The sequence below is a fragment of the Nostoc sp. genome, from assembly GCF_036917515.1.
Lineage (GTDB): Bacteria > Cyanobacteriota > Cyanobacteriia > Cyanobacteriales > Nostocaceae > Nostoc.
This window is the reverse complement of sequence record NZ_JBALDE010000021.1, coordinates 25,926-40,849: the sequence shown is the minus strand read 5'-3', so window position 1 is coordinate 40,849 and position 14,924 is coordinate 25,926. Positions and strand designations below refer to the sequence as shown.

Genomic DNA, 14,924 nt, shown 5'->3' with positions numbered 1-14,924 from the left:
AACAAGGATTTTTTATGACTACTTATTTGTGTAACTAATAGCTGTTGGCAAGGGCTACGGTAGCACGTCAAAGGGTAGCATCATGTCGTTATCCTCGTGATTAAGCATGTGGCAGTGCCACACGAAGCGTCCAGTAAATGAATTGCCAAAAGGTAAATTCGCTGTGGCCTTAGCACCGAACGGAACTATTAGACGAACAACCTCAAACGGATTGACTACCACAGTATCCTTCCAACCAGCTTCGTTCGCTGCTGGTGGTTTTGCTAAACCTTTTAAATAGGGGGTAGGATCAAGTGGTGGATAACCGAATGGCACTTTATCCCCACCAGGTGCATGGTGCATAAGTACTTGACGTGGCCCAGTAGCCCTGTATGCTGCAGAGTAGGCAGTATCATTAATTGATTGGCGGTTGAGGATTTGAAATGGTACTAGATGCAAATGCATTGTGTGGGCGAATGGCTGTAGATTGATGAAGTTCCACTGCTCTACTGTGTCTACTTGTGGTTGCTCCCTCAATTCTGGGTGGTTGGCTGCTTCATGCCAGTAAACCGCGTTGAGCATCATCGCTAACACCTGAAAGTTAGAGTTCAAAATATCTGTTAGAACCAGGTTGCGCTGTCTTACTGGTTTGGTAGCAATCTTTGTTATCAATGGATTGTTAACTCGCAGCCGTGTGGGAATAGCTTTAGAAACAGCAGGGCCTCGATTCACTGTGAACTGCATGATTTCTGGCATTTTAAAGTAACCCTGGTCAATGACCGTAGCCAAGCCCTTGGGATACGGTGCAGGAGCGTCATTTTGCAATATAATCTTATCTCCTGGCAGACTTGTAGAAAAATCGATTAGCACATCAGCTCGTTCACCAGGCCCGAGCAGTAGCTTAGACAAATATACTGGAGTGTTCAAGAATCCTCCGTCACAGCCAATTTGAATTAGTTGCTGATTTGACGACAGCTTAAGTCTGAAGAATCGGGAGTTTGAAGCGTTGACGATGCGGAAGCGATACAAAGTTCGGTCAACATTGAGGTTTGGCCAAGCCTTGCCGTTGACGACAGCAACATCACCGTAAAACTCATGATCCCATTTTGCTGGAAAGGACATTGAACCATTGGAATTGAACGAATGATCTTGTAGTATCAAGGGCACTTCATAGGGCGCTCCAGCAGGGATACCAAGAGGGCCATTGCCACCAATGGGATCGTCATCATCCCGAATCAGATACATTCCAGCTAGACCGACTTGGAGGTTCAAAGCGGTCATGCCAAGGGAATGGTCGTGATACCAGAGTGTCCCTGCTTCTTGATTGTTGTTGTAGTTGTACACATTGCTCTGTCCGGGCAGATATGTGTCTTCTGGATAACCGTCGCTGTCAGGTTCGGTATTGCTGCCGTGTAAGTGTATGACTGTCCGTGGGTTAGTTATGTCGGACGCATTCACACCATGTAAGCTTGTATCGACTGACCCAGCTAATGGATGAGTACCGAGTTTGTTGAATGCCCGAATCCTAACTGGCGTTCCCCTTGTTACCTCGAAAGTGGGGCCAAGATAAGACAATCCGCCGTAACCCCAAGTGGGAAAAGATCCTAAGCTGCTATGGAACGAATGTTTACCTGGCGCAATATCTAAGGTACTAGGTGGTGAAATCGGATATGAAATGGGCAGAGACTCGGTAAATTTTGAGAGTCGAGGCGAGGCTGCATAGGTTTTCTTGGCTTTGATTACTTCGGGAAGCAGAATTCCTAATCCTAAACCTGCACTCATCGTTAAAAATTGCTTTCTAGTTAACATTTTTGGTTGTATTGTAAAAATTAGCGTTGAGTCTACAAAGTCTTGGATTTATGCAAGAACTCTCTGAAACTCTTATCGGCTCATGATGCTATGGGTTGATTAGCGATGGCTACGCCCACCGTTGGCGTTCGCGTTAGCGTCTCTGAAAGAGAAGCCTCTCGTAGAGAAGGCATCGCACTTTGTTTACTAACAAAATATGGTTGTTTTTGTTCGATATCCCTAGCTGCTAAGAGTGTGCTCAGGGTGTTAATCATCTGAGTACTTTCCTCTACAGCAGAGCTCATTTCTTCTCCTAAAATGCTATGGGTTGTTTTAAACTCCCGAATCAGGCTATCTCGATCGTTGTGAATAATTAATTGCGCTAACCGATTACAAGTGACCGCTAATCGTTTAATAGCTTCACGGCGCTCTGATGTAGCAAGCATAATATCTACTATCAGAGGTGCAGACTGAGTGAATAAGCGGCCAACTATATCAATTTCTAGACGAAAAATTGGGCTAGAAAAATTCAAGCTTCGACGGATGTCAATTTCTTCTTCTGCTAGAAAAACTCCAAGACAAAAGGTTTTAAAGTTACGGATTGCTTGAACAGCAATCATCATTTTGTCGTGTTCTTCTGGTGTAGATAAAATCAGTTTGCCACCATCATTTTGAATCAAATCCAGAAGCCATTGGAAGGCGTCGTCTCCACGACCAGAACAGACTACAACTTTTTGAGACAAGAACGATTTGATACCTGGGCCAAACATTGGATGCAAGCTCATTACAGGCCCACTATGCTCCTCAAGCATAGTCTGTAATATTGAAGTTTTAATACTCGCAATGTCAGCTAAAGCAGTAGTCGGAGAAAGGTATTTAGCAAGCTTATAAATAACCTCTATTGTCTGTTCAATCGGAACGCAGACTAAAACTAAATCTGCTTTTTCTAACAGAGATTCTGCTTTTTCCCAATCACCCTGATCAAGAATACTGACGTAGTGACCGGCGGCTGATAACTTCTGCTGGAAGAAGTGCCCCATTATCCCTCGTCCACCAACTAGAGTAACCCGTCGTGGCTTGGTCTTAGTTGGAGGCGAAAATGCACTAGCAACAGCAGAGCTACAACCTGTAACCAGGTTTTGCCACATCGATTCTGGAACACCAGCCTGCACCAAGTCAAATGCAAAATTAGTAATTTGTTCCTCTAAAGAAATGGATTGTGATTCAGCCAAAACTGCAATTCTTTTACTTAGTAAATCAATGAGTTGTTGGTCAATTTCTTTCAGCTTTTCTGGAAGCATAAGACTTTTCAAATATATTATAATTTGTTTGCCACATCGAAGAGCAATGTCTAAGGGCGGGCTACACCTAACTGAATACCGCTATATCTGGGCGTAACTGTGCAGCACCGCGCAAGTAGATCGGGCGTAATGCATTCTGAGGCATAGAAGTATTAAAATGAATTAGTACTCGAATACAGCACTTCAGGCTACTGTTTACCTGCATTTGCTGCACATCCAACAGAGGAACTTGCTCCCACCCCGGACGACGACGCGCTACTGCAGCGGGAAATATTGCATCTAAGTCAGGAGTAGCGGAAAAAGTGACACTAACGATTTCGGCAGGATCTAGCGGATTGTTGACTTCTAAGGCATTCAATAACTCATCCACAGCTTCGGCGATCGCTTGTGATGAGTTGTGACTAACTGTAGTTGCACCCCTGAGTCCCCGCACCCGCCATTTTTGGAGTGTCGCTGACATATTAGTTTGTTGAGATGTATGTGTAAGAAATGTGAGCCTATCCATAATGATTTGATCCTTAAGTACTTAATTTGTGTCTGCGACGAAACATAAACCAAGCGCCTACTCCCAACAATGCAGGCAACAATGCAGGTTCAGGAACCTTCTCAATTCGGGTTTGGACAGTTCCTGTATACAGCAGGTTGCCTATTGAATTAGGAAAGTCCACATTTGGATAGACATCAAGGATTGCAGTACTTGGGACTGTTGTTCGTATAGCGGTAGATCCCTCAAATGAACCCTTTGGGTAATGAAAATAGTTCACCAAAGCGAAGGGGGATGCTGGTTCCCGTTGAGAAGCGAGTACTTCCCAAAGAAAATCGTCGGTTTCAGGTGCTGTAATACCATCTTCTAGACGGGGTAAAAAAACAATCGGATTGCCAATAGTTCCTTGAAAAACTCCCTTCTCGCCTAAGTCAAATTTATAATCATATCCACCTTCAAAATATCCGGTAGCGTTCGGTGAATCTGCAAACCCTATGGTAGTGTCATCGTAAGTAAAGTAACCGTTCACTCCCTCACCCTCGAAAGTGAATTTATACAATGCTGCCTGAGCGGTATCTATGCTTAATGTTACTGACACGACTAATGCTACTACGCTTGAAATAGCAGGAAGCGATAATTGATTCAGTAGAGCCATTTTTATTACCTTTCTAAAAGATTGATTGTCAAATTAGTTCTTAAAACTAATACCAATTAAATTAATGATTGCAACACATCCTTGGCTAAAGACGCGATGAATTGCATCTCTACAAATGGTCTATTTGTTGCATTCTTTTTTGACCTAAATATATTAAACTGGCTCGGTGTAATTAATCCTGTGTAGATAATAATTGTCGGCGCTGACGACGGAAGAGAAACCAAGCACCTACTCCCAGTAATGCAGACACTGATGCAGGTTCAGGAATTTGCTCGATTTTTGTTTTAACAGTTCCTTCAAAGGTGTAGTCTCCCGTTGTATTAGGAAAGTCCCAGTATGGATAAACTCTGAGTCTAGCCGTGTCAGGTAGGCTCGTTCGTAGGACTACAGAATCTGAAAAGCTTCCCTCTGGATAACTAAAGCGAATTGATAAACCGTATTGCTGCCCACGAGCAGCCGGAGGAACGTAAAGAATAAAGTCATCAATGGCACCATCGTAGCCCAAACTACCAGCACGTCCAAGATAAACAATATTTCTGGCCTCATCATGTATATCTTGCTGCGCTCCTTTTGTTCCCTGAGCCAGAATATTCCCTACATTAACAAAATACTTTTCCACTGAGCCATCATACTCAGCAAGAGGAAAGTTCGGCCCAAGAGGTTCTATCTTATTAGCTGAGTCATCATAAATAAAGTAACCATTTGCTCCTTCACCCTCGAAAGTAAATTTAAAAAGAGCAGCTTCGGCTGGATTTATGCCAACCATTCCTAAAACTAAACATGCTGTGACGCTGATAGCAGAAGCCATCGAGAATTTATTCAACAAAGCCATTTTAGTTATCTCGCAATATAACTTGAATGCTGGGAATTTTATTGTTTGGTAAGCGATGCCTACGGCGGACTACGCCTACGCGTTATCGGCAAAAGTACCATCTGTATGTACATAATCCTTGTATTGTGAAAGGAATAGCAATACAGTTTTATGCACAATCTCAAATTGAGATAGGACTTACGCAAAATTTGCTAAAAAGCTTAATTTATCGAACCGCCAAGATACCTTTTCTTTAGAACGCTACGCGAACGCGGAGCGTCTCGTTGGCGCAGCCTCTCGTAGAGAAGAAAAGAATTCGTAGAGGGTGCGTAAGTCCTATAGATATAGAACTACAATTCTAGTGACGGATCAGAATTCTATCCTTTGGTTGAGAAAGGCTGACTGAGGGAGCGGGAGCAGGGCCTAGCGCGACATCGCCCCAACGCATTACACAGCCACCAGCATTAGATGACGAACCCATTGTATAGACGAGAACTAAATCGTTTTCACGGATTTTACCTGCGTGGGCGGCATGATACAGATTAGCAACGGGAAAGGTTGGCCCAATATTGGCATACAGGGGATTGATGTTGATTGTACGCTCTGGTTCGATATCTAAAGCGCGGATGCAAACTCGTGAATACCAAGCGCTGGGTGTATTAAAAACAAAAAAGTTGATTTGATCTAAGGTGAGTCCAGCATCAGCGATCGCACCGTGGCAACATAGACGAATAAACTTCACCGTCGTCTCGTTGAACATCTTACTTGCACCCTTGCCGCCTCGGATGAACATTTTGACGTAGCCATGCTTATCGGTGGTGAATTCATTATAGAAAGCTCCACAGGTAGCAGAAGTATTGGCAATTTTCGTACCGAGAATACCTTGATTTGGTTTCAGCTTACCAACTACAAAAGCTCCAGCACCGTCGCCTGATAAAAACGCCAGAGTATCATTTTCGTCGGTATAGCGTGAATATGTAGTTGAGACAACCACTAACACATTGCGATACCGTCCCGTTTGCACCAAAGAACAGGCCGTCTGAAGCGAAACCAACACTGAAGTGCAAGTTGATTCTATATTCCACGCCGCACCTTGTAGTCCTAATTTCCCAGCGAGAAAGGCAGCATTACCAGGTGTGATTTGCTCTGGAAACAATGAAGTAACGAGCATCAGATCGATGTCTTCAGGAGATAGCTTTGCAGCTTCGAGAGCATCGATAGCAGCGCGATATTCTAGTGAGAGCGAAGTCTCATCGGTAGCTAATACCCTTCGTTCGACAGTACCACGAAAGGGGTCTGACATATACGGTGCGACTTCTTGTGACCAGATATCGTCGTCACTATCAACAGTGGCTTTATCGGGTACAAAAAGTTTAGCTAGGGTTTTTTGTTCAGCCTCAGCAACCATCTTGGGGAAATTTTCTCTGTAGTAATCGTTTGTGCGGATGATGCTAGGAAAGTTAACTGAGACTGCGCGAATACCTACTGGTTCTAATGTTGTCATGACAAATCTCCTTTTGATTTTGTTTTTGGCGTTACACAATGGAATAAGACTCAATACGGTTCAGTTAAGGGAGATAAGGGAGAGGGGGGAGACAAGGGAGAAATTTCTTCTTGTCCCCTTGTCCTGATTAGATGTACGGATTTAGGAACGGGCTGTTTTGGCTTCTATGGCTCCTTGCTTAATCAGACTTTGAATGCGACCTCCAATCGGTGCGGGTCGGGTTGGGTCAATCTTGACATCAACAATGAATGGAATAGTAGAAGCAAGTGCTTTTTCTATAGCTAATTCCAAGTCAGATTCAGTATTAACACAGATGCCATCGGCTCCCATAGCTTTAGCGATCGCAGCAAAATTAGTACTCGGTATCTCCGTATCTATAGGGACGTTCCCACTTAACCCCTGCAATGCCATTCCTTGAGCGCACATATTGTAGCGTCCATCGTTGAGTACAATCCAGACTGATGCAATCTCGAATTTCACTGCTGTGCTGACTTCATTGTTCATCAACATTGCTCCGTCCCCAACAATCGCAACGGCTTTACCTTTTCGTCCCAATGCCATACCAACTACCCCAGTGGCAGCATGACCCATAGACCCAAAACCAGTACTAATCCGGTAACGACCTGGTTGGTTAAATCGCAGTAAATTAGTTGCCCAAGCAAAAGAGTTACCTGCTTCAGCTAAAACTGAGGCATCGCTGCCCTCAATAATCAGCCGTTGAATTGCATCCATCAGTGCTTCAGGTCGCACTAAGCCATTTGGGCGCTGAGTATTTGTATAGGTTTCAGGACGGGGTAGTGAGGAAGTGGGAAACCAATTAAGACGCTCTGGAAGGTGTTTTAATAAAGCTTTGAGGAATGCTTTGATTTCCGAGTGGACAGCAAGAGTCTCTACTGATGGATAAGCCACTCCTGGAACTTGTGAGTCGATATCAACATGGACGAACCCATTAACAGGAATCATTGCCGGACTCCAGAATGAAGTCGGCTCACCAAGGCGTGTTCCCAACACTAGTATGCGTTGTGGTCGTTGTTCCTGCATATATTTCAGAACAGATAAATGCCCACTAAAGCCTGTGACACCGATAAATTGGGGATGATGTTCTGGAAAAATGCCTTTGGCGCGGGGTGATGTCATTACCGCCGCTCCAGTTTTTTCTGCCAACTGGCGGATTTCCTCTGCGGCGTGTCGCGCACCGAAGCCAACCCAGATAGCAAAAGATTCTGCTGATAACAACTTTACACATTCAGCGATCGCTTCTTCACTAGCAGTTGGTACAGATTGAGAAAACACTGATTGAGGTAACTGTACTTTTAATGGTGTCGTTTGTATTGGCGTTGGAACACTAATATGAGCTACAAAGCTGCCTGGTTGTGTTAAACCTTGGGCAAGTCTGCGAGAAATTTCTGGTAGTTGATCTCCAGACTCTAATATGGTTGCGTAATTGAATAGTGGGCCTGAGGTAAAAATTCCTGAGAAAGGCATTGTGTGGGCGCTGGTTTCTTGACAAGCTCCCCGCCCGCGATTTCCAGTTGAGGTTGCAGCTGACAAAAAAATTACCTTTGCTCCTTCCCCTCGTGCAGCAAAAAGCCCAGTCAGAGCGTTAGTGATACCAGGGCCTGTAGTAGTGAATACCACGACGGGGCGATCGCTGGCAAAATAAGCCTCGGTAGCGGCAAAAGCTGCTCCTGATTCATGACGGAAGTGAAGCAATTCGATGTTGCTACGGTTTAATGTTGCCCATAATGGCCCAATACCACCTCCTGAAACACCAAATGCGTAGTTAACTCCCAAATTTTCCAGGATCTCAACTAGAGCCTCTGCAACCGTAGGGGTTAATTCTGACTCTGGCGATTTTTCATTTAGCGATGCCGGAGAGAAAATAGAAGATCCAGTTGAAGTTTCAAATAAAATTTGATTAGATGGAGGGTTAATTTTTGTTCCCAAAGCTTGAGAAGAATTAGCGTTTTTGTTGATAGATTTAGTATTCACCATTGTCAAAATTAATTCCTATTTGTTGATTTTTTAGCTTTATTGATTACGTGGTTCAAGCTAGCATTTAGTTATTAACAGCAGCTAATTGAGAGCTTGATTGCTGGCGTAAAACTCGTTTTAGAACTTTACCAGTTGGATTTTTTGGTAGGGAATCTACAAAATTAATAGCAGAGGGCAGTTTGTATTTTGCCATTCTTTCAGAACAAAACTTGAGGATTTGTTCTTTGTTAATTATGTTGCCCTGCTTGAGAATAATATTTGCCTGAACTCTCTCACCTTTGATAGCATCCTTAACGCCATATACAGCTACCTCAGCAACAGAGGAATGTTGATAAATCACATTTTCAACTTCAGTCGGATATACCTTAAATCCAGACACATTAATCATGTCTTTCATGCGGTCAACGATGTAGAAAAAACCGTCTTCATCTACCCGACCAATATCACCAGTATGGAACCAGCCATTTTTAATTACTTCCGCAGTTTCAAATGGGCGATTCCAATAACCAAGCATGACGTTAGGCCCTCGAATTACTATCTGACCCAATTCACCAAGCTGTACCTGACGACCATTATCATCAATAACTTTCATTTCTACATTCTCAATTGGAGCGCCAATGGAACCGAGTTTGTATTTCAAATCGTGATTATAAGATGCACATGGTGATGTTTCAGTTAAACCATATCCTTCATTAATCACTTTTCCATATTTATCCCGCCAAGTTTGGGCAACTTCAATTGGCATCGGTGCGGCGGCTGAAAAGTAGTAACGCACAGTATTGAGGTTGTAGCCAGATAAATCACTATTTAGAAGATTGATAAATACCGTTGGTACTCCAAAGAACATTGTTACTTGATGAGTAGCGATCGCGTTCAGTATTTGCTCAAGATCAAATCGACGTTTTAGGATAATTGTGGCACAGACGTTTAATGCTGCGTTGAGAATAGCATTTTGACCAAAGCAATGAAATAATGGTAAGTAAAGTAGTAATCGGTCATCTGGTTGCATTCCACAACAACGGTTTTGGGAATACATATTAGAAATTATGTTGCCGTGAGAAAGTGTCGCTCCTTTAGGAAAACCTGTTGTTCCCGATGTATAAACGATGCTAGCAGGAGCATAGCGATCCATTTCAATAGCATCTGCATTGCCAGAAGCACTTTCCATCAGTTTCGCTAAAGTCATTCCCTTTTTGGCGCTACCTTCTGCAATTAAAATGTGTTGCAGTTCGGGTAAATCTGCCTCTGGTACATTTTCAACGAGTGACTCTGTGGTAATTATTGCCTTAGCAGCACAATCATTAAGAATATAGCTAACTTCATTGCTTTTCAGCATGACGTTGACTGAAACGACAACCGCACCGATTTTGAGAATGCCAAGATAAGAAATGATGAATTCTGGAATATTTGGCAAAAACAAAACTACGCGATCGCCTTTTTTAATTCCTAATCCACTTAAGCCATTCGCAAGACGATTTACTAGTTGGTTAAGCTGTTTGTAAGTAAAAGATTTATCTTCAAATATCAGAGCGATTTTATCAGGATAGAATTGATAACCTCGCTCGATATGATGAGCAATATTCATAGCTAAAAAGACTCACTCAAATTGATTACCTTCGTCTAATTCAATAGTGATTGATAAGAAGAATTCAGAACTTAGAAGCAGAGGATCTCCAGTCAGAATTCAGTGTTAATAATGTCTTTTGAGTATTTAGCTGACTGACGTTATCAAGTTCAGTTCGTGGCTGCAATGTCATCAGGATGCCTTTGCGTGTTTGCAGAGTTAGCAATGGCTGGCACTCAACCGGGTGTTCAGGCAGTAGATTGAGGCGGAAACATTGACACACCATTGCTATAATCAACTGAATTTCCGTTAATGCAAATATGTCACCTAAGCATTGACGTTGACCGCCGCCGAAAGGAAAGTATGCATAACGCGGACGATTAACAGAACGTTCTGGTGTGAATCGCTCAGGATCAAAGCCTTCAGGATTATCCCAAAAAGCAGGAAGGCGGTGCGTGACAAACGGACTAAACAAAAGCATGGAGCCAGCTGGGATATGATAGCCGCCAATCAAATCATCGGCTAAGTTGTTGCGGGCATAAACCCAAGCACCCGGATAAAGTCGCATTGCTTCCTGGACGACCATTTTGGTATATTTCAGGTGCGGCAGATCCTCAAAGGTCGGGGTTCTTCCAGCCAATACCGTAGTTAGTTCTGCTTGTAACTGGCGTTCCACAGTGGGATATTTGGAAAGCAGGTACCAGATCCAGCCAAGTGTTACAGCTGAAGTCTCAAATCCAGCAGAGAAGAGTCCAACTATCTGGTCATGTAATTGCTGGTCACTCAATTTTCTACCAGACTCATCCTGAGTACTCATGAACATTGAAAGTATGTCATGAGTGGTATGATTGCCTTGTTTGCGTTGTTGGATGATGTTGTTGGCAATTGTGCGGAGGGTGTTAATTGCTTGTTGAAACTGGCGGTTTTTTGGCGTAGGGAAGTTAATAGGCAGTTTGATGATAGCCCATAAGCGATCGCTCAGGAATTTGTAGATAGTATTCCAAGCCTGAATTAATTCGCTAGTGTCGCTATCAGCATCGACACCCAAAGTCGTCTTCAGGAGAATCTTCTGTGTCAGCACGAGCATCTCTTCAGAGACATTGAGGGTTGCACCTGCGGGTTTTTTTTTCCAACGTTCTACCATCTGGGCAGTAAGCTCGGTCATGTCATTGACCATTGCGACGATTTGCTGGCGGTGAAAAGATGGTTGCATTAAACGACGCTGAGAACGCCATGAGTCACCCTCGCTAATTACCAAGCCTTCACCAATTACCAGTTTCATGTCCTGAAAATTTTGACCTTTTGTATAATTCTGAGGATTTTCTTGCAGGACATACTTCACACAATCTGGGTCGGCGATCAAGTAAAGTTGTTGCGGGCCGATTGACCCCAGATGGACAACACCACCATATTTACGCGCTGAATTGGTGAGGAATTGCAACGGATTTGTTGACATTTGTGGAAAGCAGCCAATAATCGGAAAAGCTGTTGGGCCAGGAGGCTTTTTAAGTACATCTTGGTAAATGCTTTGTTTAACCATTGTATTTTCTCTCCAATTTGAAAAAATTATGACTGTTAATTAGAGATTGAGATTGCATCTAGTGTTTAACGCGTGCATCATTGGTATTAAGAGTTCAAAGTCAACAAAAGATGGTTAACTGCTTGCACAATCTGTCCACCATTGGCAATATCAGTTGCAATTTTGGCAATATGTTCGTCTAGAGCTTGTTCGTGGTCGTTCCAGATATAAGGTCTGTCAGGAGAAGGCACTTGTCCAATTACATCGCGGATTGCAAGATATAAATCTCTGGTTGCAGGTGAGAGAGTGACACGGGCATCATAATGTCCAACAGTTTTATATGTGCGTAAATCAACTGCTTGCACACCAAACATTAAGGCGATCGCTATATATTGTTGAAAGATTTCTACAGATTGACGCGCTAAATTTGCTGACGCAAAACCTTGACTATTGATATTTTGGTTATATTGTTCTGCGTGGGTAGGAAATCTGTCAGCTATGGAATTTCCATAGAAGGTTAACAGAGGCATAATCGAGTTGCCAGTAATTTGTAATCCCTTCAAACCCATATTTACACTCCGTTCTTTGTTACCAACTAAAGATGGAGAAAGCCCATTGTTAAATTCTGGTGCTACCAAATAGGCTATTTGAACATCTAGATGTTTAGCTAACAACCCAATGTAGTAACGCAATTGATCCATGCCTACGCCAATGTACTGCCCTAAGAAATTACCACCATGATAACTTGCTTGGTTTTCTACATCGATGAGCGGGTTGTCAGTTACAGAGTTAATTTCTACTTCAATTTGTTTTTGAATTTGTTCAAGTCCATCGACAATTGGCCCCATATATTGAGGTAAACAACGCAGTGAATAACGGTCTTGAATCGGATCTTCACCGCGATAGTTGTGAGAACCATTTAACTCTTCTCGAACTAACCGTGAACCTGTCAACAGGTTGAGCATTTGGTTAGCTGCCCATTTTTGTCCTGAATGTGGTTTAAGCTTATGGATAAATGGATGAAATGATTGATTAGTCCCATTTAAACCTTGAATAGCTAAGGCGTGAGCGCCCATTGCTAATGCTAAAAGATTTTTGGTGTCGTAGACACAGTTGGCGGCGATACCTGTCATCACTGATGTACCATTCATCATCGCCAACCCTTCTTTCGGAAGTAGTTGTAATGGTTCTAAACCGAGCTTTTTTAGTGCTGTTAGTGCATTCATTTCTTCACCGTTAAAGTCAACGGTGTAGCTGGAATTTAAACCAATCAATGCCCCAGTGATATATGCTAAAGGTGTTAAATCACCACTAGCACCAATTGAACCATATTCGCAGACATGAGGTGTAACACCAGCATTGAGAAATATCAGCATCCGCTTAATGATTTCCAAACGAATCCCCGATGCACCACTAATGTGCGAGTTTGCACGTAGAAGCATTGCAGCCCGAACATCAGCCAGAGATAATTTTTTTCCTGCACCTACTTTGTGATACCACATCAAATTATTTTGTAGTAAAGCTGCAGATTCAGGAGAAATCACCACATTTGCCATACCACCAAAACCAGTTGTCACCCCATAAATAGGTTCGCCAGATTTAACTGCATGACCAATAAAATCACAGGATGCTTGGATATTAGCCAATTTTTCCAGATCGTCAGTTAAACGTACTTGTTTGCCATAACGCGCTACACTAGTTACTTCTTCAACAGTGAGATTGCGATCGCCTACAATTACAGTCTCATCAGAACCATACACAAAAGGAAAGACAGTTTTGTTAGCAGTGTTTTTACTTAAGCGAAGAGTATCCATGTTTTTGAGAGTTTATGACTAAAGTTTTCAACCTTGACAATTAATGAAGAAGGCAGGAGACAGGAGGCAAGAGGTTGGAATTTGATCAGGCGAGGCTTCAACCCCATCTAATTCCAATCCACCAAATCGGAGATTTTGGTGAGGGACTTAAACCTGCAAGCTCCACGAAAGGTCGCCGCAAGAGACAGATAGTGCAGCGGTAGCGAGTCTGCCAGCATCAGGCAGTATTTGCTCCTGCCTCTCTTGTTAAAGAACTCCAATCTTCCAATTTAGTAAGGGGAGTAGAGAATTAGTTTCGATACTTTTTGTGTATTTCTGTTCTTGCCAGCGACCAAAGAATTTGCCCAAGGGAGCCATTTCTCTCATAAATTCTTCAAAGTTGGCAAAATTGAGCGACTGAGGCCCATCTGAAAGGGCTTTTTGAGGATTAGGGTGAACCTCAACCACTAGCGAATCACAACCAGCTGCTAAAGCAGCCCTTGCCATTGGTGTCACCAATTCTGATTTCCCAGTACCGTGACTAGGATCAACAGCAATTGGCAGGTGAGTCAGACTACGCAAAACAGGTATTGCAGATATATCTAAAGTATTGCGTGTATACTCTCTGTCAAAAGTCCTAATGCCCCGTTCGCATAAAATCACATTCGGATTTCCTGCTGCCAAAATATACTCAGCAGACATCAGCCAATCTTCAATAGTGGCTGACAAACCACGTTTGAGTAACACAGGTTTACCTGTTGCACCGACTTTTTTCAAAAGGGAAAAATTTTGCATATTGCGGGCACCAACTTGCAGGATGTCTGCGATTGATGCCACCATTTCTAATTCAGCCCCATCCATTACCTCAGTAATAATACCCAAGCCAGAAACCGATCTAGCTGTTGCTAACCAGTCTAAAGCACTTTCTCCATGTCCCTGGAAAGCATAGGGTGAAGTTCGTGGTTTGTAAGCACCTCCTCTGAGAAACTTTGCACCTGCGGCTTTGACTCGCAGCGCAGTTTCTACAATCATCTCCTCGCTTTCGACAGAACAGGGGCCTGCAATTACGACTACAGGATGGTTTTGACCAAAGGTGACAGTTTCGGAGGGTGTAGACACCTTTACATCGCTGGGTTCACCATAACGAAACTCTAAACTAGCTCGTTTGAATGGCTTCTTTACCCGCAGCACTTGCTCAATAAAAGGATTTAGATTTTGCACTTGCTGCACGTCGATTTCCGTTGTATCGCCAATCAAACCAATTGCTACTTTGTGTTTTCCTACAGAGATTTCTGGGACAATCTTCCAGTGCGAAAGTTCTGTCAATAGTAATTCAATTTCTTGTCGAGGACAACCAGATTTCATGACGATAATCATCGTTTTCACATCCTCCTAAAATTTGCAATTAATTTGTAAAAAGCTGAAGTTGTGTAATTACTTAGCTGAAAAATCAAGGGACTAATTAGCAGTCAGTAGTTTTACTGTTGCCGATGAATTACACAATATCCGACATATTCATGCCACACATCCG

At 43.0% G+C, this 14,924-nt stretch carries 11 protein-coding genes; all 11 read right to left on the bottom strand.

All coding sequences use genetic code 11. The features are described from left to right. Positions 1 to 54: 54 nt before the first annotated feature. Positions 55 to 1,761, bottom strand: coding sequence for a multicopper oxidase family protein (locus V7K89_RS02230; protein ID WP_335184123.1), 1,707 nt, complete (start codon positions 1,759 to 1,761; stop codon positions 55 to 57). Between the two features lie 107 nt (positions 1,762 to 1,868). Then, entirely contained in the window at positions 1,869 to 3,068 is a 1,200-nt protein-coding gene (gene tyrA / locus V7K89_RS02225) for a bifunctional chorismate mutase/prephenate dehydrogenase (RefSeq protein WP_335184122.1), read from the bottom strand. 67 nt (positions 3,069 to 3,135) lie between these two features. After that, positions 3,136 to 3,528: a chorismate mutase gene (gene aroH / locus V7K89_RS02220; RefSeq protein WP_335184212.1), complete on the bottom strand. Its 393-nt coding sequence runs from the start codon at positions 3,526 to 3,528 to the stop codon at positions 3,136 to 3,138. A gap of 58 nt (positions 3,529 to 3,586) precedes the next feature. Further along, complete coding sequence (locus V7K89_RS02215; RefSeq protein WP_335184121.1) at positions 3,587 to 4,207, bottom strand: PEP-CTERM sorting domain-containing protein; 621 nt, start codon at positions 4,205 to 4,207, stop codon at positions 3,587 to 3,589. Between the two features lie 172 nt (positions 4,208 to 4,379). Further along, positions 4,380 to 5,039, bottom strand: a complete 660-nt coding sequence (locus V7K89_RS02210; protein ID WP_335184120.1) for a PEP-CTERM sorting domain-containing protein — start codon at positions 5,037 to 5,039, stop codon at positions 4,380 to 4,382. A gap of 337 nt (positions 5,040 to 5,376) precedes the next feature. Further along, on the bottom strand, positions 5,377 to 6,522 hold the full coding sequence (locus V7K89_RS02205) for a 3-oxoacyl-ACP synthase III family protein (RefSeq protein ID WP_335184119.1): 1,146 nt from the start codon (positions 6,520 to 6,522) through the stop codon (positions 5,377 to 5,379). 141 nt (positions 6,523 to 6,663) lie between these two features. Beyond that, positions 6,664 to 8,517 carry a ScyA-related TPP-binding enzyme gene (locus V7K89_RS02200; RefSeq protein WP_335184118.1) on the bottom strand — a complete coding sequence of 618 codons (1,854 nt, stop codon included), beginning with the start codon at positions 8,515 to 8,517 and terminating at the stop codon, positions 6,664 to 6,666. Positions 8,518 to 8,581: 64 nt separating this feature from the next. After that, a complete protein-coding gene (locus tag V7K89_RS02195; RefSeq protein WP_335184117.1) occupies positions 8,582 to 10,102 on the bottom strand; it encodes a class I adenylate-forming enzyme family protein in 1,521 nt (506 codons plus the stop codon). Between the two features lie 64 nt (positions 10,103 to 10,166). Continuing rightward, positions 10,167 to 11,621, bottom strand: a complete 1,455-nt coding sequence (locus tag V7K89_RS02190) for a cytochrome P450 (RefSeq protein WP_335184116.1) — start codon at positions 11,619 to 11,621, stop codon at positions 10,167 to 10,169. An 86-nt stretch (positions 11,622 to 11,707) separates the two neighbouring features. Further along, positions 11,708 to 13,414: an HAL/PAL/TAL family ammonia-lyase gene (locus V7K89_RS02185; RefSeq protein ID WP_335184115.1), complete on the bottom strand. Its 1,707-nt coding sequence runs from the start codon at positions 13,412 to 13,414 to the stop codon at positions 11,708 to 11,710. Positions 13,415 to 13,660: 246 nt separating this feature from the next. Next, entirely contained in the window at positions 13,661 to 14,770 is a 1,110-nt protein-coding gene (gene aroF, locus V7K89_RS02180) for a 3-deoxy-7-phosphoheptulonate synthase (protein WP_335184114.1), read from the bottom strand. Between the last annotated feature and the right edge of the window lie 154 nt (positions 14,771 to 14,924).

Coding starts and splice junctions, on each gene's coding strand:
- V7K89_RS02210 (WP_335184120.1), bottom strand. CDS start 5,039: ATGGCTTTGTTGAATAAATTCTCGATGGCTTCTGCTATCAGCGTCACA.
- tyrA (WP_335184122.1), bottom strand. CDS start 3,068: ATGCTTCCAGAAAAGCTGAAAGAAATTGACCAACAACTCATTGATTTA.
- aroH (WP_335184212.1), bottom strand. CDS start 3,528: ATGTCAGCGACACTCCAAAAATGGCGGGTGCGGGGACTCAGGGGTGCA.
- aroF (WP_335184114.1), bottom strand. CDS start 14,770: ATGATTATCGTCATGAAATCTGGTTGTCCTCGACAAGAAATTGAATTA.
- V7K89_RS02230 (WP_335184123.1), bottom strand. CDS start 1,761: ATGAGTGCAGGTTTAGGATTAGGAATTCTGCTTCCCGAAGTAATCAAA.
- V7K89_RS02205 (WP_335184119.1), bottom strand. CDS start 6,522: ATGACAACATTAGAACCAGTAGGTATTCGCGCAGTCTCAGTTAACTTT.
- V7K89_RS02185 (WP_335184115.1), bottom strand. CDS start 13,414: ATGGATACTCTTCGCTTAAGTAAAAACACTGCTAACAAAACTGTCTTT.
- V7K89_RS02200 (WP_335184118.1), bottom strand. CDS start 8,517: ATGGTGAATACTAAATCTATCAACAAAAACGCTAATTCTTCTCAAGCT.
- V7K89_RS02190 (WP_335184116.1), bottom strand. CDS start 11,621: ATGGTTAAACAAAGCATTTACCAAGATGTACTTAAAAAGCCTCCTGGC.
- V7K89_RS02215 (WP_335184121.1), bottom strand. CDS start 4,207: ATGGCTCTACTGAATCAATTATCGCTTCCTGCTATTTCAAGCGTAGTA.
- V7K89_RS02195 (WP_335184117.1), bottom strand. CDS start 10,102: ATGAATATTGCTCATCATATCGAGCGAGGTTATCAATTCTATCCTGAT.